Source organism: Micromonospora marincola (assembly GCF_056150385.1).
This window is the reverse complement of the sequence record NZ_JAXCFT010000006.1, coordinates 50897-72787: the sequence shown is the minus strand read 5'-3', so window position 1 is coordinate 72787 and position 21891 is coordinate 50897. Positions and strand designations below refer to the sequence as shown.

The following is a 21891-nucleotide window of genomic DNA, read 5'->3' as shown; positions in this document are numbered from 1 at the left end:
CCGGGGCCGCTTCGCCCGCGGCAGCCTACCCAGTGCCGATCACGCCCGCGTCACGGCAGCCCGCCGTCGCGGCGGGCGCGCGTCAGGGCAGGCCCGGCGGCGTCGCGCCGACCAGCCAGGCGTCGAGGAGCGCCCGCAGCGGCCGGGCCGCGGCCCGCTCCGCGTACCCGATGAAATCGGCGGTGGTGGCGTTGCCGTCGCGTCGCTCGACCAGCCACCCGCGCAGCACGCGGAAGAACGTCTCGTCGCCTACCGCGCGGCGCAGCGCGTGCACCGCCAACGCGCCCCGCTGGTAGACCGCGTCGCCGAACATGCCGGCCCGGCCCGGGTCGACCGAGGGCTTCGACCAGTCGGTGGCGGCATACCTGTCGGCGACGGTCCGCGCCACGGTCCGCCCGCCGTCGTGCTCGGCCCAGAGCCATTCGGCGTACGTGGCGAAGCCCTCGTTGAGCCAGATGTCGCTCCACCGGGCCACCGACACGCTGTCGCCGAACCACTGGTGGGCCAGCTCGTGCGCGACCACCTCGGTGTTCGGCCGGTCGCCGCGGAAGAAACCCGGCCCGTACACCGGGCGGGTCTGGGTCTCCAGGGCGTACCGGATCCGGTCGTCGGCGACCGCCACCCCGCCGTACGCGTCGAACGGGTACGGCCCGAAGCGCGCGGCCAGGAAGTCGGCGACCTCGCCGGTGCGGGCCACCGACGCGGCGGCCGGCCCGTCCGCGGGCAGCGCCGCGGCGACGGCGGTGACCATCGGCTTCCCGTCGTGGGTGCCGGTGGCGACCCGGTAGTCGCCGATCACGAGCGTGGTCAGGTAGCTGGCCATCGGCGAGCCCTCCGACCAGCGCCAGGTGGTCCAGCCGCCGGTGCTCGTCCGTGGCTTCGGGACGCCGTTGGCGAGCGCGGCGAGCCCGTCCGGCACGGTGACCGCGACGTCGTAGGTGGCCTTGTCCGACGGGTGGTCGTTGACCGGGTACCAGGTGCTCGCCGACTGCGGCTGGCCGAGCGCGATCGCCCCGTCCGGCGTGTGGTGGAAGCCGCCGTCGCCCAGTTGGGCGTCGGGCAGCGGCCGGGGCACCCCGCCGTACGCCACCTCGACGGTGAACCGCCTCCCGGCCGGCAGCCCACGTGCGGGCGTGACGACCAGTTCCGTGTCGTCGTGCCGGTGCTTCGCCGGCTCGCCGTCCACGCGGACCTGGTCCACGTCGAGGCCGGCGAGGTCGAGGTGGAACCGGGACAGCGCGGTGGTGGCGGTCGCGGTCAGCGTGGCGGTACCGGTGAGCCGGTCGCCGGCCGGGTCGTAGCGGACGTCGAGCGCGTAGTGCCCGACGTCGTAGCCGCCGTTGCCGGCCCCCGGCACGTACGGGTCACCGGCGTCCGCCGCACCCGGCCGGAACCCGCCGTCGTCGGTGCCCGTGCACCCGCCGGCAGCGAGCGCCACCGCCAGCACGCCCGCCGTCCAGACCCGCCTGCGCGTCATGCACCGACCCTAGGCGGCCGGACGGCGTCGGCCGGCGGAGTTGCGGCGAAGTGGCCGCCGGTCAGGGGCGGTCCAGGACCAGGCTGACCTTCTGGAACTCCTTCAGGTCGCGGTAGCCGCACTTGGCCATCGCGCGGCGCAGGCCGCCGAAGAGGTTGAGCTGGCCGTCCGGCTCGTCGGCCGGCCCGAACAGCAGCTTCTCCATCGAGCCGAGCGGCTCACCGGCCACCTCGAACGCGCCCCGGGGCAGCGACGGGTGGCTGGCCGCGGAGTGCCACCAGGCGCCGCCGGCCGGCGCCTCCGCGCAGAGCGAGAGAGGCTCGCCGAGCATCACCGCGTCCGCGCCGCAGCCGAGCGCCTTGGCGATGTCGCCGGAGGTCTGCATGTCGCCGTCGGCGATCAGGTGCACGTACCGGCCGCCGGTCTCGTCCAGGTAGTCGCGGCGGGCCGCGGCGGCGTCGGCGATCGCGGTGGCCATCGGCACCCGGATGCCGAGCACCGACTCGGTGGTCGACCAGTCGTCGCCGCCGATGCCCACGATCACGCCGGCCGCGCCGGTGCGCATCAGGTGCAGCGCGGTCTTGTAGTCGGTGCAGCCGCCGACGATGACCGGCAGGTCGAGGTCGGCGATGAACTCCTTGAGGTTCAGCGGCTCGTCGGTGGTGGAGACGTGCTCGGCGGAGACGAGGGTGCCCTGGATGACCAGGATGTCCACGCCGGCGTCGAGGATCACCGGAGCCAGCGCCAGGGTGTGCTGCGGCGAGACCCGGACCGCCACCGTGCCGCCACCGGCCCGCAGCTCGCGGACCCGCTCGGCGATCAGCTCGGGGCGGATCGGCTCGGCGTAGACCTCCTGGAGCCGCTTGGTGGTGCGGGCGTCCTCGCCCAGGCCGGCCAGCTCCTCCAGGATCTTGGTCGGGTTCTCGTACCGGGTCCAGAGGCCCTCGACGTTGAGCACGCCGAGGCCGCCCAGCTCGCCGAGGCGCACCGCGGAGGCGGGGCTCATGGTGGCGTCCGAGGGGTGCGCGACGCAGGGGATGCCGAACGGGTAGGCGTCGAGCTGCCACGCGGTGGAGACGTCGTCGACGTCCCGGGTACGGCGGCTCGGCACGATGGCGATGTCGTCCAGGTGGTAACCGCGCTGCGCGGTCTTGCCCAGCCCGATCTCGACCACGTCACGCATGGGTACTCCAGGTGTGTTCGGGGGTGGAGGGGGGGGTCAGCGGGAGTGGTAGTTGGGTGCCTCGACGGTCATCTGGATGTCGTGCGGGTGGCTCTCCTTGAGCCCGGCCGCGGTGATCCGGATGAGCTGTCCACGCCGGTGCAGCTCCGGGATGCTCTCCGCGCCGACGTATCCCATCGCGGCGCGCAGCCCGCCGGTGAGCTGGTGGGCGACCTGGGCGAGCGGACCCCGGTAGGGCACCTGACCCTCGACGCCCTCGGGGACCAGCTTGTCCTCGGCCATCACGTCCTGCTGGAAGTAGCGGTCCTTGGAGTAGGACTTGCCCTGACCGCGGGACTGCATCGCGCCGAGCGAGCCCATCCCCCGGTACGCCTTGTACTGCTTGCCGTTGATGAAGATCAGCTCGCCGGGGCTCTCCTCGCAGCCGGCCAGCAGGCTGCCGAGCATCACCGCGTCGGCGCCGGCCACGAGCGCCTTGGCGATGTCGCCGGAGTATTGGATGCCGCCGTCGCCGATCACCGGCACGCCGGCCGGCCGGGCGGCCCGGGCCGCCTCCATGATCGCGGTGACCTGGGGCACGCCCACGCCGGCCACGATCCGGGTGGTGCAGATGGCACCCGGGCCGACGCCCACCTTGACGCCGTCGGCACCCGCGTCGACGAGCGCCTTCGCGCCCGCGTACGTGGCGATGTTGCCGCCCACGATGTCGACTGTCACGTCCCGCTTGAGCCGGGCGACCATCTCCAGCACGGCCCGCTGGTGACCGTGGGCGGTGTCCACGATGACCACGTCGACACCGGCGTCGACCAGGGCGCGGGCCCGCTTGTAGCCGTCCTCGCCCACGCCCACCGCGGCGGCGACCCGGAGCCGGCCCGCCTCGTCCTTGGTGGCGTTCGGGTACTGCTCGCTCTTGGTGAAGTCCTTGACCGTGATCAGGCCGCGCAGCTTGCCGGACCCGTCGACGATCGGCAGCTTCTCCACCTTGTGCCGGCGCAGCAGGGCGAGCGCGTCGTCCTTGCTCACCCCGACCGGAGCGGTGATCAGCGGGGTGCGGGTCATGATGTCGCGGACCGGCGTGGCCGGGTCGGAGACGAAGCGCATGTCACGGTTGGTGACGATGCCTACCAACTGCCCCTGGCCGTCGACGAGCGGGACGCCGGAGATGCGGTAGCGACCGCAGAGCGCGTCCACGTCGCGGAGCGTGTCGTCCGGGCTGGCGGTCACCGGGTTGGTGATCATGCCGGACTCGGAGCGCTTCACCAGGTCGACCTGGAGCGCCTGGTCCTCGACGGACAGATTGCGGTGCAGCACGCCGATGCCGCCCTGGCGGGCCATGGCGATCGCCATCCGCCCCTCGGTGACGGTGTCCATCGCGCTGGAGAGCAGCGGCACGGTCAGCTCGATGTTGCGGGTGAGCCGGGTCCGGGTGTTGACCCGGCTGGGCACCACGTCCGACTCGCCCGGCTGGAGGAGCACGTCGTCGAAGGTCAGCCCGAGCGGCACCACCCGGGCGGAGCCGGCCGGCAGCTCGGGCAGATGGCCGCCCAGCTCGCCGTCGGGGCCGGTCGGGATCTCGGTGCTGGGCGAATTCTCCACGATTGCTCCCCTAGGTGACGGCGCGTCGCCTCATCGTACCCATTGGCCCGGCCGGCTCCGGCCGGTGGCGGGCCCTGCGTAGGCCGGGCCACAGCCGGGCCGGGGGCGGGCTTTCCGGCGGCCCGGGGTCTACGGTGAGAGGGTGCACGACGAGCCCATCGACCCGTTCAACGGCGACCCGGCCGATCCGGCTGCCGGCCTGCACGATTCCGGCGAGGAGGACGCACTCGACCCGCTGACCGAGGTCGAGCGACAGGACGTGCTCGAGGATCTGGCCGACCTGGAGATCTACCAGGCCCTGCTCCAGCCGATCGGGGTGCGTGGCCTGGTGATCGAGTGCGAGGACTGCCGCGAGCCGCACTACTTCGACTGGGACCTGCTCCGGGGCAACCTGCGGCACCTGCTCAACTCGGGCCGCCCCCGGGTGCACGAGCCGGCCTACGACCCGGATCCCGACCACTACGTGAGCTGGGACTACGCCCGCGGCTACGCCGACGGCGTGCACGACACGCTCACCGAGGGCACCGACGACGCCACCGCGGAGTGACGTTCCGCCGCTGATCAGGCCACCAGGCCGGCCCGGAAACCGGCCGCCACGGCGTGCGCCCGGTCGCGTGCGCCGAGCTTGCGGAACAGCCGCCGGGCGTGCGTCTTGACGGTGTCCTCGGAGACGAACAACTCCCGCCCGATCTCCGCGTTGCTCTTGCCCTCGGCCATGCCGAGCAGCACCTGAAGCTCGCGCTCGGTGAGCCCGACCGCGCTGCGCGGTGACCGCGCCGGGCGCTGGCCGGGGCCCGGCTGGGGCGCCTCCGGCCCCTCATGCGCCGGGTCGTTGGCGTCCTCACCACGCTGCACCGGCACCACCGTGGGCAGGCCCGCGGGATCTGTCGGCGCTCCTGGCCAGCCCGGCCCACCGGGGGTACGCCCCGGCGCCGTCGCCCGGGCCGGCCCGCCCACCGCCGCCGCGTCCCGGGCGGTGTCGGCCACCCGGTTCCGATTGGCGCGTCCGGGGGCGGAGAGCAGCAGCAGGGCCTTCGCCACCGCGCTGGTCAGGTCGTGGTCGGCGTTCTGGATCAGACCGCGCGCCCCGGCGCTGATGATGGCCGCCGCCGACTCCGACTCCTCGGCGCCGAGCAGCAGCACCGCGGCGTGCGGGGCGCGGGCGAGCACCCGACGCACGAAGCCGGCGCTGTCCGGCCGGGTCAGAGCGGTGTCGGCGAGCACCACATCCACCGGGCGCTCGGCCAGCCGCAGCATCACCTCGGGATCGGAGACAGCCGTCCGGACGACGCCGGCCAGCCCGAGCCGCGCCGCCGCGGAAGTCAGATGCTGGGCCGCCAATGGTGTCCGAACGCACACGAGAACGCTACGCACAGTGGGCTCCTCTCCGACTCAGAGCAGACCACGTGCGGGTGGGGTCGGGAGGGGGTTCCGGGCAATCATCCGAACTTTTCCGACATATGGGTCATATGCCGCTGGTTGTCCGAGGTTTTCGATCACAGATGTGTGAGCCGGGGACGGCTCGGGTACCGAGACGTTCATCCGGAACCGGCATCCCGCGCGGACCGCCGCCCGGTAGCTGGCCACGAACATTCTCCGCGGTGCCGCGCGGGAGGAGGGGTGCTGATGTCGAACGTACGTAGGCTGCCTGGACCCATCGTCGACCTGTGGGACTGGCAGCGGCTCGGCGCGTGCCGGGGCCGCGACAGCGCCCAGTTCTTCCACCCGGACGGCGAGCGCGGCTCGTCCCGGCTGCGCCGCGAATCCGGCGCGAAGTCGGTCTGCCGCGCCTGCCCGGTGCGCGCCGAGTGCGCCGCCCACGCCCTCGCCGTCCGCGAGCCGTACGGCGTCTGGGGCGGGTTCAGCGAGTCCGAGCGGCTGCGGCTGCTCGCCCTCGGCTGGGAGGACCTGGCCGACCGCCGGCAGTCCCAGGTGGACGTCGCCCGGCTGGAGGCCCGCCTCGGCCGGTCCCACAAGACCGCCGTGCCGGACCAGCGCAAGGTCGCCTGACCCGGATCACACTTCCCGACGCCGCGCCCCGAACCTCCGGGGCGCGGCGTCGCGCCTGTCCCCCGCCTCGCGCTTCGGCGCAGTGAGGCCAGGAGCCCTCGCTCAGCGCCTTTGGAGTTGAGAGCGCCAACGACTCAGCCGGCTACGCGGGCGGAGCACCCGAGCCGGACCGTGCGGTTGCTTGGATGATCCAGGCCGAGATGCGCCGATCCGGGATGTCGTTCCTGGGATCGGTGTGGGACGGGGTCAGGGCACGGTCACCTTGACGGTGTGCCAGCCGGTCGCGCCGTCCGGGGCCAGCGGGCTGCGCCGCTCCGGCTGCGTCTCGCCGGCCGCGTCGGTGGCGCGTACCGCGAGGGTGTGCTCGCCCGGCGTCGCCTCCCAGCGCCACGACCACTGGACCCAGGTGTCCGACGACACCGCCGGGGCCAGCGTCGCCTCGCGCCAGGGACCGTCGTCGACGCGTACCTCGACGCGGCGGATGCCCCGGTGCTGCGCCCACGCCACGCCGGCGACCGTCACCGGGCCGGCGGCGGGGCGACTGCGTGCGCGCGGGGTGTCGATCCGGGACTGCGTCTTCACCGGACCCTGGGCGGACCAGCCACGCGGCACCCAGTACGCGTCGAAGTCGGCGAAGCTGGTCAGCTCCAGCTCGGTCACCCACTTGCACGCCGAGACGTACCCGTAGAGGCCGGGCACCACCATCCGCACCGGGAAGCCGTGCTCGATCGGCAACGGCTCGCCGTTCATCCCCACCGCGAGCAGCGCGTCCCGCCCGTCGCGCAGCACCGATGTGGGGGTGCCGCAGGTCCAGCCGTCGACCGCGCGCCCGACCACCTGGTCCGCGCCGTCCTCCGGGTCGGCCTCGTCAAGCAGTTCCTTGAGCGGTACGCCGAGCCAGCGGGCGTTGCCGATGAGGTCGCCACCCACCTCGTTGGAGACGCAGGCGAGCGTCACGTAGCGCTCGACCATCGGCCGGGCGAGCAGGTCGTCGAAGCTCAGCTCGATCGGGTTGCGGACCCGCCCGTGGATGCGTAGCCGCCAGGTGACCGGGTCCACCTGCGGCACCACGAGCGCGGTGTCGATCCGGTAGAACTCCCGGTTGGGCGTGACGTAGGGGGCGAGCCGGGGCAGGGACAGATCCGCGCCGGCCGGCACCTGTGGCGCCGGTGTCGCGGGCAGCGTCACCGCCGCCCGGGCCGCCGAGACGCCCCGCCGGCCGGCCAGCCAGTGACCGCCGAGCCCGGCCACCGCCGCCGCGCCGGTCAGCAGGCCGGCGCCGCGCAGGAACCGGCGTCGGGACTCCGCGTCACGACTCTCCAGTGGCTCCCAGCCACCCGGAGTCTCCTCCTCGCGCGCGAGCGCGGCGACCGCCGGAGGCGGCGGCGGCCGGTGCCGCGGCGCGGGTCCGGGGACCGCCGGAGGCGGCGTGGGCCCGGGCGACGGCCTCCGCTCTGTGACCGCCGGAGGCGGCGTAGGTCCGGGCGACGGCGGCGCGGGTCCGGTGGCGCCGCCGGAGAACGTCGCCGGGGCGGCCGGGTCGCGGTCCGGCCGCAGCGGGCCGGCCATGAAGGCCCAGAGCGTGAGCCCGCCGAGGGCGGCGCCGACAAGCGAGGGCAGCGCGTCGAACCCGTTCGCGCCGGCCCGGGTCAGCGCGGCGGCGACCCCGAGCACGGCGAACGCGCCGATGCCGGCCAGGCCGACGGCCAGCCGCCGGGCCGCCGCCACACCGAGCAGCGCCGCGAAGCCGGCCAGCAGCAGCGCGGTCCCGACCAACAGCGCGATCTTGTCGTACGTGCCGAAGAGGTCGATGGCGAACTGCTTGAGCGGCTCGGGCACCAGGTCGACCACGAGGCCGCCGACGGCGATCAGCGGGGCGGACCGGGGACCGGTCAGGACGGCCACCGGCTCGGCGATGCCGAGTGCCACCACGGCGGCGACGACACCGGCCAGGGCCGCGGAACGGCGGGAGATCGTGCTCACGCAGCCCAGTCTGGTCGACCGGCCGGGTCCGCCGCCAATTCCGTCAGCGTTCCGTAAGCGAATACGGCTCAGGGCACACCGCCGGCTCGGCGGTGTGCCCTGAGGTCGGGCCGTACTCCTCGGGTCAGAAGCCCGGGCCGTGCTGGTGGCCGTGGCCGTGCGAGTGACCGTGCCCACCGGCGGCGGCCGGCTCCGGCTCGGCCGGCTTCTCCACGATGAGGCTCTCGGTGGTGAGCAGCAGGCCGGCGATCGAGGCGGCGTTGGTGACCGCGTTGCGGGTCACCTTCACCGGGTCGAGGATGCCGGCCTTGGCCAGGTCGACGTATTCGCCGACGGCGGCGTCGAGGCCGGTGCCCCACTCCTGGCCGGCGACCTTCTGCACCACCACGTAGCCGTCGTGGCCGGCGTTCTGGGCGATCCAGCGCAGCGGCTCGACGAGCGCCTTGCGCACGATCGAGACGCCGACCTTCTCGTCACCGGTGAAGCCCAGGTCGTCGTCGAGAACCGGCAGGATCTGGGCCAGAGCGGCGCCGCCACCCGGGACCGTGCCCTCCTCCACCGCGGCCTTGGTCGCGGCGATGGCGTCCTCGATGCGGTGCTTGCGCTCCTTCATCTCGACCTCGGTGGCCGCGCCGACCTTGATCACCGCGATGCCGCCGGAGAGCTTCGCCAGCCGCTCGGCCAGCTTCTCCCGGTCCCAGTCGGAGTCCGAGGCCTCGATCTCCTTGCGGATCTGGGCGACCCGGTCGGCGACCTCGGCGGACTGGCCGCCACCGTCGACGACAGTGGTGTTCTCCTTGTCGACCACGACGCGACGGGCGGTGCCGAGCACCTCCAGGCCGACCTGGTCGAGCTTGTAGCCCAGCTCCGGGGCGACCAGCTCGGCGCCGGTCAGGATCGCCATGTCCTGGAGCATCGCCTTGCGCCGGTCGCCGAAGCCCGGGGCCTTCACCGCGCAGACCTTGACGGTCTTGCGGATGGCGTTGACCACGAGCGTGGACAGGGCCTGGCCCTCGACGTCCTCGGCGATGATGAGCAGCGGCTTGCTGTTCTGGAGGACCTTCTCCAGCAGCGGCAGCAGCTCCTCGATCGCCGAGATCTTCTGCGTGGTGATCAGGATGTACGGGTCCTCCAGGACCGCCTCCTGCCCCTCCGCGTCGGTGACGAAGTTCGGCGAGATGAAGCCCTTGTCGAACTGGAGACCCTCGGTCACGTCCAGCTCGGTGGTGAGCGCGGAGCCCTCCTCGACGGTGATCACACCGTCGCGGCCGACCCGCTCCATCGCCTCGGCGATCAGCTCGCCGATCGTGGCGTCCTGCGCGGAGACGGTCGCCACCTGCGCGATCGACTCCTTGCTGGCCACCTCGGTGGCCTTGCCGAGCAGCGCCTCGGAGACCTTGGCCGCCGCCGCGTCGATGCCCCGCTTCAGGCCGGTCGGGTTGGCGCCCGCGGCCACGTTGCGCAGGCCCTCACGGACCATGGCCTGGGCCAGCACGGTCGCGGTGGTGGTCCCGTCGCCGGCGACGTCGTTGGTCTTGGTCGCCACCTCCTTGACCAACTGCGCGCCGAGGTTCTCGTACGGGTTGGTGAGCTCGATCTCCTTGGCGATGGTCACGCCGTCGTTGGTGATCGTGGGCACACCGAACTTCTTGTCCAGGACGACGTTGCGCCCGCGGGGGCCGAGGGTGACCTTGACCGCGTCCGCGAGGGCGTTGACACCGTGCTCGAGCAGGTGCCGGGCGTCATCCGAGAAGCTCAGGATCTTTGCCATCAGTATCCCTTCGAAGCGTCGTTGCCCCGGCCCGGCGAGCCGGACCGGGGCAACGACACTGATCGGTTGCTTACTTCTCGATGACCGCGAGGACGTCGCGGGCGGAGAGCACCAGGTACTCCTCGCCGGCGTACTTGACCTCGGTGCCGCCGTACTTCGAGTAGAGGACGGTGTCGCCGACCTTCACGTCGACCGGCACGCGGTTGCCCTTGTCGTCGATCCGGCCCGGGCCCACAGCGAGGACGGTGCCCTCCTGCGGCTTCTCCTTGGCGGTGTCGGGGATCACGATGCCCGAGGCGGTGGTGGTCTCGGCCTCGTTCGCCTGCACCACGATGCGGTCCTCGAGCGGCTTGATCGCAACCTTGGTCGCGGTAGTCACGGGCATACCCTCCTGGGGTACTTGGTGTCGTTACCGGTCGGCACGCCGACCAGCGTCAATCTGCCACATGCCACCGGGCGGGGCCGTCGTCGCGGGTGCCGGTCCGCCTGGCGTTCAACCCCCGGGCACCAGGGCCCGGGCGTTGGCACCCTCAGGGTGAGAGTGCTAATCGCAGGTTATTCCTCGGCTAGCACTCCGTCAAGGAGAGTGCCAGCGCGTCGTCCGCCGTGTCGCCCCGCGAGGCCGGCCGGGACAATGGCCGGGTGGATCTCGACCAGCTCGCCGCCCTGCGTACCGCCGAGGGGTCGGCCGCGCTCGCCGCGGCGGAGCGGGTGGCCGGCGGTGACCCGCTGACGGCGGCCGACGCGCTGCGCTCGGCCGGAATCCCGGGCGACCTCGCGGCGGCGGCCCTGACCCAGGCGGAGCTGCGCCGCCTGGCGGCCGGCAAGTTCGGCGCGGCGGCGGCCCGGATGTTCCTCACCCGGCCCGGGCTGGAGCAGGCCACCCGCCGGGTGGTCGCCGACCGGCGGGCCGCCCGGTTGCGCGCCGCGGGCGTGACCACGCTCGCCGACCTCGGGTGCGGGCTGGGCGCCGACGCGCTCGCCGCGGCCCGCGCCGGCATCCGGGTGTACGCGGTGGAGGCCGATCCGGTGACCGCGGCGATGGCCGCCGCGAACGCCGAGGCGGCCGGGCTGGCCGGGTTGGTGACGGTCGAGTGCGGTGACGCCACGGCGTTCGACGTGAGCCGGGTCGACGGCGCGTTCTGCGACCCGGCGCGACGGCGCACCGGCACCGGCCGGCGCATCTTCGACCCGAACGCCTACTCGCCGCCGTGGGGCTTCGTCACCGACCTGGCCGCGCGGGTGCCGCACACCGTGGTCAAGGTGGCGCCCGGCCTGGACCACGCGCTGATCCCGGCCGGCGCCGAGGCGGAGTGGGTGAGCGTCGACGGCGACCTGGTGGAGGCCACCCTCTGGTGCGGCGCCCTGTCCGACGTCCCGCGCCGCGCCACCCTGCTGCGGGAGAAGGAGGGGCCCCCGGTTAACGCCTCCGGTATAGGCGGGGCCCCTTCTTATCACCTCACCGGCACCGGCGCGGACGAAGCGGAGGTGGGCGCGGTCCGGCGGTTCCTCTACGACCCGGACCCGGCTGTGGTGCGGGCGCACCTGGTCGCGGAGCTGGCCGCCGACCTCGACGGCACCCTCGCCGACCCGTCGATCGCCTACCTCTACGCGGACGCGGCGCGCCGCACCCCGTTCGCCCGCTGCCTGGAGATCACCGACGTGCTGCCGTTCTCACTGAAGCGGCTGCGCGCCCTGCTGCGGGAGCGCCGGGTCGGCCGGGTGGAGATCCGCAAACGCGGGTCGGCGCTGGAGCCGGAGAAGCTGCGCCGCGACCTGCGGCTGGCCGGCGACGAGGCGGCCAGCCTGGTGCTGACCCGGGTGGCCGGCGCGCCCACGGTGCTGATCTGCCGGCCGGTACCGGCCGCCGGCTGATCGCCGTCCCCGACCGGCCGTTCCGGCTCGCCGCGGAGCGACGGCCCGGACGTTCCGGCTCGCCGCGGAGCGACGGCCGGGTTAGCTTGGCGGTCATGGCGGGACAGGGCACTCCGGCGACCGCGCTGCTGACCCGGCGGAAGATCGCGCACAGCACACATCCGTACGACGTCTCGCCGGACGCGCCGAACTACGGCGCGCTTGTCGCCGCCGCGCTCGGGGCGCCGCCGGAGCGGGTGTTCAAGACGCTTGTCACAGACGTCGACGGCGGGCTGACCGTGGCGGTGGTGCCGGTGACCGGCGAGTTGGACCTGAAGGCGCTGGCCGCCGCCGTCGGCGGCAAGCGGGCCGCACTTGCCGACCGGATCGCGGCCGAGCGGGCGACCGGGTACGTGCGGGGCGGGATCAGCCCGCTCGGGCAACGCCGGGCGCTGCCGACCGTGATCGACACCTCCGCGCTGGCGCACCAGACGGTGTACGTCTCGGCCGGCCGCCGGGGTTTGCAGGTGCAGCTCGCCCCGGCCGATCTGGTCGCGCTGACCGGGGCCGTGACCGCCCCCGTGGCTGGGCGCTGAACGAGCGGTTCTTCCCTTGGTGTCGACCGGGTGACAACCGCGTTGCTGAATTGTTACCGCCGCCAACAAACTTCTGACCTCGGCACTCTTGCGGAGGGCGGGAAGCGCGGAATACGTTGCCGGACACAACAAAACAACCGAACGCAACTCCCCCACCCCCGAAAGGACCCGTGCACATGCGCAAGGGCTTCCTCACCTTCGCGGCCGTCAGCCTCCTCGCGACCGGCGGCCTGGCCGCCTGCGGTGACGACGGCGGTTCCGACCAGTCCGGCGGTTCGAACGACAAGAAGCCGAAGATCGGCGTGATCCTGCCGGACAGCAAGTCCTCCGCCCGCTGGGAGGGCGCGGACCGCAAGTACCTCAAGGAGGCGTTCGACGCCGCCGGGGTCGAGTCCGACATCCAGAACGCGCAGAACGACAAGACCGCATTCCAGACCATCGCCGACCAAATGATCACCAACGGCGTCAACGTGCTGATGATCGTCAACCTGGACTCCGGCACCGGCAAGGCCGTGCTCGACAAGGCCAAGTCGCAGGGCGTCGCCACCATCGACTACGACCGGCTGACCCTGGGCGGCTCCGCCCAGTACTACGTCAGCTTCGACAACGAGGCCGTCGGCAAGCTCCAGGGCGAGGGCCTGAGCAAGTGCCTGACCGACAAGGGCGCCAAGAACCCGGCGATCGCGTACCTGAACGGCTCGCCGACCGACAACAACGCGACCCTGTTCAAGAACGGGTACGACTCGGTGCTCAAGCCGAAGTTCGACTCGAAGGAATACACCAAGGTCGCCGACGACTCGGTGCCGGCCTGGGACAACGCGCAGGCCGCGACGATCTTCGAGCAGCAGCTCACCAAGGCCAGCGGCAAGATCGACGGCGTGCTCGCCGCCAACGACGGCCTCGGCAACGCGGCCATCTCGGTGCTGAAGAAGAACAAGCTCAACGGCAAGGTCCCGGTGACCGGTCAGGACGCCACCAAGGAGGGCCTGCAGAACATCCTCACCGGTGACCAGTGCATGACCGTCTACAAGGCGGTCAAGAAGGAGGCGGACGCCGCCTCCGAGCTGGCCATCGCGCTCGCCAAGGGCGAGAAGAAGGACACCGGGCAGACCGTCAAGGACCCGGAGGGCAACCGGGACGTCCCGTCCGTGCTGCTGGAGCCGAAGGCCATCTACAAGGACAACGTCAACGACGTCGTGGCCGACGGTTACGTCACCAAGGAAGAGCTCTGCACCGGCGCGTTCGCCAAGCTCTGCACCGACGCCGGCGTGAGCTGACCCACCCGCATCAGGCGGCGCCGCCCGGCACGGGAACGACTTCCGTGCCGGGCGGCGTCCACGCCGGACGGGATCCGAGACCTCCCTCCGCCCAAAGGAGACCCCCGTGTCCGCAACCCCCCTGCTGGAGCTACGCGGGATCGACAAGAGCTTCGGTCCCGTCCAGGTGCTGCGTGACGTCGCCTTCACCGCGCACCCGGGCGAGGTGACCGCGCTCGTCGGTGACAACGGCGCCGGCAAGTCGACCCTGGTCAAGTGCATCAGCGGTATCTATCCCACCGAGGCCGGCGAGTTCGTCTTCGACGGCCGGCCGGTGAGCATCAACAGCCCCCGGGACGCCGCCGCGCTCGGGATCGAGGTCGTCTACCAGGACCTGGCGCTCTGCGACAACCTCGACATCGTGCAGAACATGTTCCTCGGCCGGGAGAAGCGCAGCGGCATCGTGCTCGACGAGCCGACGATGGAGCAGATGGCCGCCGAGACGCTTGCCAGCCTGAGTGTCCGCACCGTGAAGTCGCTGCGCCAGCACGTGGCCAGCCTCTCCGGCGGCCAGCGACAGACCGTCGCCATCGCCAAGGCCGTGCTCTGGAACAGCAGGCTCGTCATCCTGGACGAGCCCACCGCCGCGCTCGGCGTCGCGCAGACCGCCCAGGTGCTGGAGCTGGTCCGCCGGCTGGCCGACAACGGCCTGGCCGTGGTGCTCATCTCGCACAACATGAACGACGTCTTCGCGGTCTCCGACCGGATCGCCGCGCTCTACCTCGGCCAGATGGTCGCCCAGGTGAAGACCACCGACATCACCCACTCGCAGGTGGTCGAGCTGATCACCGCCGGCCGCTCCGGCGACCTCGGCCTCGCCGGCGAACCGGGCAGCAACGGCACCGGCGCCGCGCCCGCCGACACCACCCCAGGAGCCGTCCGATGACCGCCACCGTCGTGAAGAAGGAAGGCCCGGCCGGCGTCACGCCGACGCCGACCGTGGGCAGCCACGTGAACAACTACTGGCGCCGGGTACGCGGTGGCGACATCGGCGCCCTGCCCGCCGTGGTGATGCTCCTCGCGCTCGCCGTGGGCTTCTCGATCGCCCGCCCGTCGTTCTTCACCGCCGGCAACCTCGCCAACCTGTTCACCCAGGGCGCGGCCGTCACGCTTATCGCGATGGGCCTGGTCTTCGTCCTGCTGCTCGGCGAGATCGACCTCTCCGCCGGCTTCGCCAGCGGCGTCTGCGCCGCGATCCTGGCCAACACCGTCACCGTGCTCGGATACCCCTGGTACGTGGCGGTGCTCGCCGCCGTCGGCACCGGCCTGGTCATCGGCATCGTGCTCGGCCTGCTGGTCGCGAAGGTCGGCATCCCGTCCTTCGTGGTCACGCTCGCCGGGTTCCTCGCCTTCCAGGGCGTCGTGCTGACGCTCATGGACGAGGGTGCCAACATCGCGGTCCGGGACGACGTGCTGGTGGCGATCGCCAACCGCAACCTCCCGCCCGTGCTGGGTTGGGCGCTGGCCGCGGTGGCCGTCGCCGGGTACGCGGCCGTGCAACTGCTGCGATACCGCAACCGGTCCAGCCGTGGCCTGGTCACCGACCCGATCGCGGTGGTGGCCGCCCGGATCGGTGGCCTCGCCGTGATCCTCGGCATCGCGGTCTACGTGCTCAACCTGGAGCGCAGCCGGAACGTGCTTGTCACCTCGCTCAAGGGCGTACCGATCGTGGTGCCGATCATCGCGCTGCTGCTGATCGTCTGGACGTTCGTGCTCCAGCGCACCAGCTACGGCCGGCACATCTACGCGGTCGGCGGCAACGCCGAGGCGGCCCGCCGGGCCGGCATCAACGTCGACAAGATCCGCATCTCCGTCTTCGTCATCTGCTCCGGGATGGCCGCCGTCGGCGGCATCGTGGCGGCCAGCCGGGCCAACTCGGTCGACCCCAACACCGGCGGCAGCAACGTGCTGCTCTACGCCGTCGGCGCGGCGGTGATCGGCGGCACCAGCCTCTTCGGTGGCAAGGGCCGCGTCCTCGACGCCGTGCTCGGTGGCGCGGTGGTCGCGGTGATCGACAACGGCATGGGACTGATGGGGTACAGCTCGGGCGTCAAGTTCGTGGTCACCGGCGTGGTCCTGCTCGCCGCCGCGACCATCGACGCGCTGTCGAGGCGGCGGGCCGCCGCCACCGGCACGCGCTGACCCCGGGCGCGGACACACCATGGCAGTGGCAATGCGCGCGGGTCCCAGCCAGGACGAGATTCGCCGGCAGAACCTGGGCGCATTGCTCCGCTACGTGCACGTGCACGGCGCCACCACGCGCGCCGAGCTGACCACCGCGCTCGGGCTCAACCGCAGCACCATCGGCGCGCTGACCGCGGACCTGGCCGGCGCCGGTCTGGTGAGCGAGGGAACACCGAAGGAGACCGGCCGGGCCGGACGACCGTCACTCGTCGTCCGGCCCGAGTCGGGCCGGGTCTACGCGTACGCGTACAGCGTCGAGGTGGACCGGCTGCGGGCCGCGCGGGTCGGGCTCGGCGGTGAGGTGCTCGACCGTCGCGAGCTGGACCGGCCGCGCAACCTCGTTGCCGGGGAGGCCGCCCCGCTGCTTGCCGGCGCGGTCAAGGAGATGCACCAGACGGTGCCGGCGGAGTCGTTCTGCGTCGGCGCCGGGGTCGCGGTCTGCGGCATGGTGCGCCGCGACGACGGGCTGGTGCGGCTCAGCCCGACCACCGGTTGGGTGGACGAGCCGATCGGCGCCGCGCTCGCCGCCGAGCTGGGCATCGACGTACCCATCACGGTGGGCAACGTGGCCGACGTGGCCGCCTTCGCCGAACACGCCCGCGGCGCGGCCACCGGCTGCGACAACGTCATCTACCTGTACGGGGACGTGGGCGTCGGGGCCGGCATCATCGCCGGCGGGCGGCGGCTGACCGGGCACGGCGGCTACGGCGGCGAGGTCGGCCACATGGTGGTGGTCCGCGACGGCGCGCGCTGCGACTGCGGCCGGCGCGGCTGCTGGGAGACCGAGATCGGCGAGTACGGGCTGCTGCGCGCCGCCGACCGGGCCGACGCACGCGGCCGGGACGCCCTGCTGGGAGTCTTCGACGCCGCCGACCGCGGAGACGCCCGGGCGCAGACCGCGGTCCGGCAGGCCGGCGACTGGCTCGGCTTCGGCGTGGCCAACCTGGTGAACATCTTCAACCCGGAGATGGTCATCTTCGGTGGCACCATGCGCGACCTCTACCTGGCCGCCGCGGCCCAGGTACGCAGCCGGCTCAACCGCAACGGGCTGCCCGCCTGCCTGGAGCACGTACGGTTGCGTACCCCGGAACTCGGCGACGACGCGGCGCTCGTCGGCGCCGCCGAGTTGGCTTTCGAACGCCTCCTCGCCGACCCGCTGAACTGATCGGCCCCGTGATCCGTACCAGTGTGCGGACGGAGGGACGGCCGGTCGGGTGCGGCCGTCCGCGACCCGCGTAACGGTCCGGACCGAGGAGGCACCGCAACCATGGCATCGCTGGAATCCGCACGTCGCCGGCTGGCGCACCGGGTGACCCTGCTGCTCGTCGTGCTCGGCGCGGGGATCGGCGTTCTTCCCGGCGCGGCGCAGGCCGCGCCCAATCCCGGCGTGCAGATGAACGCCGCCGACATGACGCTGCTCAACGGCGTCCGGCTGGCCGGGCTCTGGGAGATGCCGGCCGGGACGATGGCCGCCGAGAAGGGCCAGTCCCCCCGGGTACGGGAGGTCGGCGCGGAGATCGCCCGCCAGCACGCCGAGCTGGACCAGTTGGTGGTCGAGGCGGCCAACAAACTGGGCGCGGTCCTGCCGACGGACCCGACGACCCAGCAGAAGGGGTGGCTGACCGAGATGCAGAACGCCACCGGCGCACAGTTCGACCAGATCTTCGTCACCCGGCTCCGGGTCGCCCACGGCAACATCTTCCCGGTGATCGGCGCGGTCCGGGCCAGCACCAAGGACCCGGTCGTGCGGAAGCTCGCCGAGGACGCGAACAGGTTCGTCAACGACCACATGACCATGCTGGAGAGCACCGGACTGGTCCGCTGGCAGCAGTTGCCGCCGCCCGCGCTGCCGCCGGCGCAGAGCGACTCGCTGATCGCCGCGGCCAAGGCCAACGTGGGCAGCCCCGGGCTCCAGGTGGGGACGGGGGTGGTGTGGGCGGTGTTCCTGATCGCGCTGGGCACCGGCGGGTACGCGACCTGGCGGTTGATGCGCCGCTCCTGAGCAGGTGTTAAGAGGGGGCCCCGCCTATACCAGAGGCGTTAAGCGGGGCCCCCTCCTTACACCCTCAGCGGTCGACGGAGGTGAAGTCCCAGTGGTGCGGCGGGCGGGCTACCAGGCGCATGGGGGGCTCGGGCAGCTCCCGCGGGTTGTTCCGCCACTTCGAGATCACCACCAGTCGATGGTCGGTGGAGGAGAACACCTCGCTTGCGACGTGCATCGGGTCGTGCTCGAACTCGGGCAGCGCGGTCTCGCAGACCCAGGTGATCAGGTCGGCGAAGCCGTACGGCTCGGCCTTCGCCTCCCACATCCGGACGATCATTCGGTCCCCTCCAACGGTCAGACGCTGACCACGGTCAGCGGCATCGCCGAGTCGGCCGGCAGGTCCAGCCGGCTCGGCGCGACGCCCGCGGCGACCAGGTGCGAACCGAGCGCCGCCACCATCGCGCCGTTGTCCGTGCAGAGCTTCGGCCGGGGCGTACGCACCCGGACGCCGTGCCTGGCGGCCCGCTGCTCGGCCATCGCCCGCAGCCGCGAGTTGGCCGCCACCCCGCCCCCGATCACAAGCGTGTCGATCCCGCTGCTGCGGCAGGCGTCGAGCGCCTTGCCGACGAGCACGTCGCAGACCGCCTCCTGGAAGGACGCCGCCACGTCGGCCACCGGCACCGGCTCACCGGCCCGCTGCCGCGCCTCCACCCAGCGGGCCACCGCCGTCTTCAGGCCGGAGAACGAGAAGTCGAAGCGGTGCCCGGCCAGGTCCTTCGCGGCGGTCAGCCCACGCGGGAACGCGATCGAGGCCGGGTCGCCGGCCCGCGCCTCCCGGTCGATGTGGGGCCCGCCCGGGAACGGCAGCCCGAGCAGCCGGGCCACCTTGTCGAACGCCTCCCCGGCCGCGTCGTCGATGGTGGCGCCGAGCGGGACGACACCCCGGGCCAGGTCGTCGACGCGCAGCAGCGAGGAGTGCCCGCCGGAGACCAGCAACGCGATCGCCGGCTCGGGCAGCGGGCCGTGCTCAAGCGTGTCCACAGCCACGTGCGCGGCGAGGTGGTTCACCCCGTACACGGGTTTCTCCGCGGCCACCGCGTAGCCCTTCGCGGCGGCGACGCCGACGAGCAGCGCGCCGGCCAGGCCCGGTCCGGAGGTCACCGCGATCGCGTCCACGTCGGCGATGGTGACGCCGGCGTCCCGCAGCGCCCGGTCCATGGTCGGCACGATCGCCTCCAGGTGGGCCCGGCTGGCCACCTCCGGCACCACCCCGCCGAACCGGGCGTGCTCCTCGACGCTTGAGGCGAGCGCGTCGGCAAGCAGCGTGTGCCCGCGCACGATGCCCACGCCGGTCTCGTCGCAGGAGGTCTCGATGCCGAGGATCAGTGGTTCGTCAGCCATCCGCGTCAGTCCTTATTGCGCTGCATGACAAGCGCGTCGGTGTTGCTCGGTTGGTAGTAGCCGCGCCGCACGCCGATCGGCTCGAAGCCGTACGTGGCGTACAGCCGTTGCGCCGGGGCGTTGTCGGCGGCGACCTCCAGCAACGTACTGCGGACGCCGCACCGGGCCGCCTCGGCGAGCAGCGCCTCCAGCAGCGTCCGGCCGACCCCGCGGCGCTGGGCGTCCCGGCGGACCGCGATGTTCTGCACCCACGCCTCGTCCGGCGGGGCCACGGCCAGCCCGGCGTAGCCGGCCACGCTGCCGTCGTCGTCGACGGCGACCAGATAGAAGTGCCCGTTGGCGAGTTCGTTCCAGAACATCCCCGGCGACCACTGCTCGGCGCCGAACAGGTCCGCCTCGATGGGCAGCACCTCGTCCACGTGCCACCAGCGGAACCGGCTCAGCCTCATCGCAGGACCGGCTTGTGGCCGGTGGCCGCCACCGCGTCCGGCCGGCGCAGGTAGAGCGGGGTGAGCGACTCGCCCGGCGCGCCCGCCCGGATCCGCTCCGCGGCGAGGCCGACAAGCGCCATCGGATCCGGGTAACGCGGCTCGGCCCGCACCGGCAGGCCCAGCACGTCCGCGTACCGGTGCGCGCCGTCGCCGACCGCGACGGCGACCGCCAGGTCGCGGGCGCGCTCGGCGGCCACCGCCGGTGCGGCCACGTCCGGCCCGGCGACGCGCCGGCCGGCGCCGTCGTAGACGGCCCAGTAGATTTCCCGCCGCCGCGCGTCGCTCGCCGCCAGCACCGGCTCGCCGGCGGCTGCCGGGTGGCCGAGGCCGTCGAGCGAGCAGACGCCGTACGTCGGCACGCCGAGCACCTGGCCCACGGTGGCGGCGGTGACCAGCCCCACCCGCAGGCCGGTGAACGGCCCCGGGCCGAGCCCGGCGACGATCGCGGCCAGGTCGGCGGGGCGCGCGCCCACCTCGGCGAGCACCGCGTCGACCTGCGGCGCGAGCAACTCGCCGTGGGCCCGGCCGTCGACCGTGCACCGGGACGCGCGGAGCGCGACGCCGTCCGCCGAGACCTCGGCCAGCGCCGCGGTCACCGCGGGCGTCGAGGAGTCCACCACGAGTACGAGCACGGTTTGCCAGCCTATCCGGCCCGGTCCGACCGGCGCGGGTCAGCCCGGCGCGGGCCGGATCGGGATGCCCGGCGCGGGCCGGATCGGTCAGTCCGGCGCCGGCCGGATCGGGATGCCCGGCGCAGGCCGGATCGGGGTGAGCCGGACGACGGGCAGCGGCCGGCCGCCGGCCCGCTCGGCCAACTCGCCGTAGAGCGGCCAGCCCCGGACCAGCTCGGCCCAGACCGCCGTCCGCTCCGCCTCGTCCAGCAGGTGGGCGACCACCGACCGGCGGGCGGCGTCGACCTCGATCGTCGCGGTCGGTTCCGCGAGCAGGTTCAGCAGCCAGGCGGGCCGGCCGCCGGCGCCCCAGTTGGAGCCCACCACCAGATAGCCGTCCCGCTGTCGGGTGTAGATCAGCGGGGTGGTGCGGGGCTCGCCGGAGCGCCGCCCGGTGGTGGTCAGCAGCAGCGTCCGGCCGGCCCCCGGGCTCGACGTGAGCCGGCCCCCGGTCCACCTGTGCAGTCGTACGTCCAGCCGGGGCAGCACCCGGCGGGCCAGCCGGACGAAACCCGGACTGTCCATCGCCCGCCGCCGCAGCCGCTCGGTCACGCTCATGGGATCACGTCCCTCCTCCTGCCGTCCCGGGTCAGTAGCGCACGGCGTACCGGAGGCGGCGGCGCAGCGACCGGTCCCGGTCGGCCGCCATCTCCCGCGAGTGCCGTTCCAGCACGTCGGTCGCCTCCCGGACGCGCCGCCCCGCCAGCTCGATCGCCTCGTCCACCGGCACGACGAGCGGCAACCGGTGCAGTTCCAGGATCTTCGCCACCCGCTCGGCGACGGTGCCCCCGACGATGTCGTAGCGGACGCCGATCTCCTCCAACGTCTCGATCAGCAGCCGGTCGGAGAGGAGACGGAACGGTTCCGAGACCGGCCGGTGGCCGTCCCGCTCCATCTCGAACTCCACCGGCAGGTGCACGTACGCGTCGTACAGCCGGGCCGCCCGGTTCTTGACGATGATCCCGTAGGCGTCCATGTAGCTCTGGTAGAAGCGGCGGTACGGCAGGCCGACCACCGCCTTCACGGTCCGCAGCGCCCAACTGGCGCCCGGGTTGATGCCGACCCGCATCCGCGCCTCGCCGTAGACCCACTCGTGGATCACCGAGCCGTCGGAGACGAAGGAGCCGGGGATTTCGGCCTCGTTGTGGATCCGCTCCTCCAACCGGCGCAGGCCGAGCAGCAGCAGTTCCGTCGCGGACAGTTCCTGAACAGTTTTCCCCGGCACCAGGTCACGCAGAATCTCGCGCGAGGTCAGGGCATGGGTACGGGGAATTCCGGCGGCAATTGCCACGGCCTCGGCGGTGGTGGTCTTACCCACGCCGAAAGTGCCGGAAATGGCGAGTCGTAGGGGTTTTTCCGTTGGTACCGACACGG

Annotated in this window: 22 protein-coding genes; 9 read left to right on the top strand and 13 right to left on the bottom strand. The window is 72.9% G+C overall.

Annotated features, from left to right (window positions below; all coding sequences use genetic code 11):
• Nucleotides 1-82 precede the first annotated feature (82 nt).
• From SM450_RS16070 to guaB, 3 genes are all read right to left on the bottom strand, one after another.
• Nucleotides 83-1477 (bottom strand): M1 family metallopeptidase, encoded by a 1395-nt coding sequence (locus SM450_RS16070; protein ID WP_474620532.1) that lies wholly within the window; start codon nt 1475-1477, stop codon nt 83-85.
• Between the two features lie 61 nt (nt 1478-1538).
• Nucleotides 1539-2660: a GuaB3 family IMP dehydrogenase-related protein gene (locus tag SM450_RS16065; RefSeq protein WP_474620531.1), complete on the bottom strand. Its 1122-nt coding sequence runs from the start codon at nt 2658-2660 to the stop codon at nt 1539-1541.
• 36 nt (nt 2661-2696) lie between these two features.
• Nucleotides 2697-4256: an IMP dehydrogenase gene (guaB, locus tag SM450_RS16060; RefSeq protein WP_474620530.1), complete on the bottom strand. Its 1560-nt coding sequence runs from the start codon at nt 4254-4256 to the stop codon at nt 2697-2699.
• A gap of 142 nt (nt 4257-4398) precedes the next feature.
• Here guaB and SM450_RS16055 point away from each other — a divergent pair, with 142 nt between their 5' ends.
• Nucleotides 4399-4803, top strand: coding sequence for a DUF5319 domain-containing protein (locus SM450_RS16055; protein WP_474620529.1), 405 nt, complete (start codon nt 4399-4401; stop codon nt 4801-4803).
• A 14-nt stretch (nt 4804-4817) separates the two neighbouring features.
• On the opposite strand, the gene SM450_RS16050 is transcribed toward SM450_RS16055, so the two are convergent.
• A complete protein-coding gene (locus tag SM450_RS16050) occupies nt 4818-5630 on the bottom strand; it encodes a helix-turn-helix transcriptional regulator (RefSeq protein ID WP_474620528.1) in 813 nt (270 codons plus the stop codon).
• Between the two features lie 252 nt (nt 5631-5882).
• Here SM450_RS16050 and SM450_RS16045 point away from each other — a divergent pair, with 252 nt between their 5' ends.
• Nucleotides 5883-6266: a WhiB family transcriptional regulator gene (locus tag SM450_RS16045; RefSeq protein WP_281586681.1), complete on the top strand. Its 384-nt coding sequence runs from the start codon at nt 5883-5885 to the stop codon at nt 6264-6266.
• 246 nt (nt 6267-6512) lie between these two features.
• On the opposite strand, the gene SM450_RS16040 is transcribed toward SM450_RS16045, so the two are convergent.
• From SM450_RS16040 to groES, 3 genes are all read right to left on the bottom strand, one after another.
• Nucleotides 6513-8249: a sulfite oxidase gene (locus tag SM450_RS16040; RefSeq protein WP_474620527.1), complete on the bottom strand. Its 1737-nt coding sequence runs from the start codon at nt 8247-8249 to the stop codon at nt 6513-6515.
• A 124-nt stretch (nt 8250-8373) separates the two neighbouring features.
• Nucleotides 8374-10020: a chaperonin GroEL gene (gene groL / locus SM450_RS16035; RefSeq protein WP_474620526.1), complete on the bottom strand. Its 1647-nt coding sequence runs from the start codon at nt 10018-10020 to the stop codon at nt 8374-8376.
• Between the two features lie 70 nt (nt 10021-10090).
• A complete protein-coding gene (groES, locus tag SM450_RS16030; RefSeq protein WP_088998427.1) occupies nt 10091-10405 on the bottom strand; it encodes a co-chaperone GroES in 315 nt (104 codons plus the stop codon).
• A 257-nt stretch (nt 10406-10662) separates the two neighbouring features.
• Here groES and SM450_RS16025 point away from each other — a divergent pair, with 257 nt between their 5' ends.
• The 7 genes from SM450_RS16025 (at nt 10663) to SM450_RS15995 (ending at nt 17972) form a co-directional block, all read left to right on the top strand.
• Nucleotides 10663-11895 carry a THUMP-like domain-containing protein gene (locus SM450_RS16025; protein WP_474620525.1) on the top strand — a complete coding sequence of 411 codons (1233 nt, stop codon included), beginning with the start codon at nt 10663-10665 and terminating at the stop codon, nt 11893-11895.
• 95 nt (nt 11896-11990) lie between these two features.
• Nucleotides 11991-12470 carry a Cys-tRNA(Pro) deacylase gene (gene ybaK, locus SM450_RS16020; RefSeq protein WP_474620524.1) on the top strand — a complete coding sequence of 160 codons (480 nt, stop codon included), beginning with the start codon at nt 11991-11993 and terminating at the stop codon, nt 12468-12470.
• A gap of 176 nt (nt 12471-12646) precedes the next feature.
• Entirely contained in the window at nt 12647-13747 is a 1101-nt protein-coding gene (locus SM450_RS16015; RefSeq protein ID WP_474620523.1) for a sugar ABC transporter substrate-binding protein, read from the top strand.
• Nucleotides 13748-13853: 106 nt separating this feature from the next.
• Entirely contained in the window at nt 13854-14672 is an 819-nt protein-coding gene (locus tag SM450_RS16010) for an ATP-binding cassette domain-containing protein (RefSeq protein WP_474620522.1), read from the top strand.
• The gene (locus SM450_RS16005; protein ID WP_474620521.1) at nt 14669-15928 is read left to right on the top strand and encodes a sugar ABC transporter permease; all 1260 of its coding nucleotides are present in this window, start codon (nt 14669-14671) and stop codon (nt 15926-15928) included. Before SM450_RS16010 ends, SM450_RS16005 begins: the two co-directional genes overlap by 4 nt.
• 31 nt (nt 15929-15959) lie before the next feature.
• Nucleotides 15960-17135 (top strand): ROK family protein, encoded by a 1176-nt coding sequence (locus SM450_RS16000; RefSeq protein WP_474620746.1) that lies wholly within the window; start codon nt 15960-15962, stop codon nt 17133-17135.
• 102 nt (nt 17136-17237) lie between these two features.
• Entirely contained in the window at nt 17238-17972 is a 735-nt protein-coding gene (locus SM450_RS15995) for a DUF4142 domain-containing protein (protein WP_474620520.1), read from the top strand.
• A gap of 64 nt (nt 17973-18036) precedes the next feature.
• Here the strand turns inward: SM450_RS15995 and SM450_RS15990 are convergent, their stop codons facing one another.
• From SM450_RS15990 to SM450_RS15965, 6 genes are all read right to left on the bottom strand, one after another.
• The gene (locus tag SM450_RS15990) at nt 18037-18291 is read right to left on the bottom strand and encodes a hypothetical protein (RefSeq protein ID WP_474620519.1); all 255 of its coding nucleotides are present in this window, start codon (nt 18289-18291) and stop codon (nt 18037-18039) included.
• Nucleotides 18292-18308: 17 nt separating this feature from the next.
• Complete coding sequence (gene tsaD / locus SM450_RS15985) at nt 18309-19355, bottom strand: tRNA (adenosine(37)-N6)-threonylcarbamoyltransferase complex transferase subunit TsaD (protein WP_474620518.1); 1047 nt, start codon at nt 19353-19355, stop codon at nt 18309-18311.
• 5 nt (nt 19356-19360) lie between these two features.
• Complete coding sequence (rimI, locus tag SM450_RS15980; RefSeq protein WP_474620517.1) at nt 19361-19804, bottom strand: ribosomal protein S18-alanine N-acetyltransferase; 444 nt, start codon at nt 19802-19804, stop codon at nt 19361-19363.
• On the bottom strand, nt 19801-20478 hold the full coding sequence (gene tsaB, locus SM450_RS15975; RefSeq protein WP_474620516.1) for a tRNA (adenosine(37)-N6)-threonylcarbamoyltransferase complex dimerization subunit type 1 TsaB: 678 nt from the start codon (nt 20476-20478) through the stop codon (nt 19801-19803). Before tsaB ends, rimI begins: the two co-directional genes overlap by 4 nt.
• 87 nt (nt 20479-20565) lie before the next feature.
• Nucleotides 20566-21075 (bottom strand): nitroreductase family deazaflavin-dependent oxidoreductase, encoded by a 510-nt coding sequence (locus SM450_RS15970; RefSeq protein WP_474620515.1) that lies wholly within the window; start codon nt 21073-21075, stop codon nt 20566-20568.
• Nucleotides 21076-21106: 31 nt separating this feature from the next.
• Nucleotides 21107-21889 carry an AAA family ATPase gene (locus SM450_RS15965; RefSeq protein ID WP_474620514.1) on the bottom strand — a complete coding sequence of 261 codons (783 nt, stop codon included), beginning with the start codon at nt 21887-21889 and terminating at the stop codon, nt 21107-21109.
• Between the last annotated feature and the right edge of the window lie 2 nt (nt 21890-21891).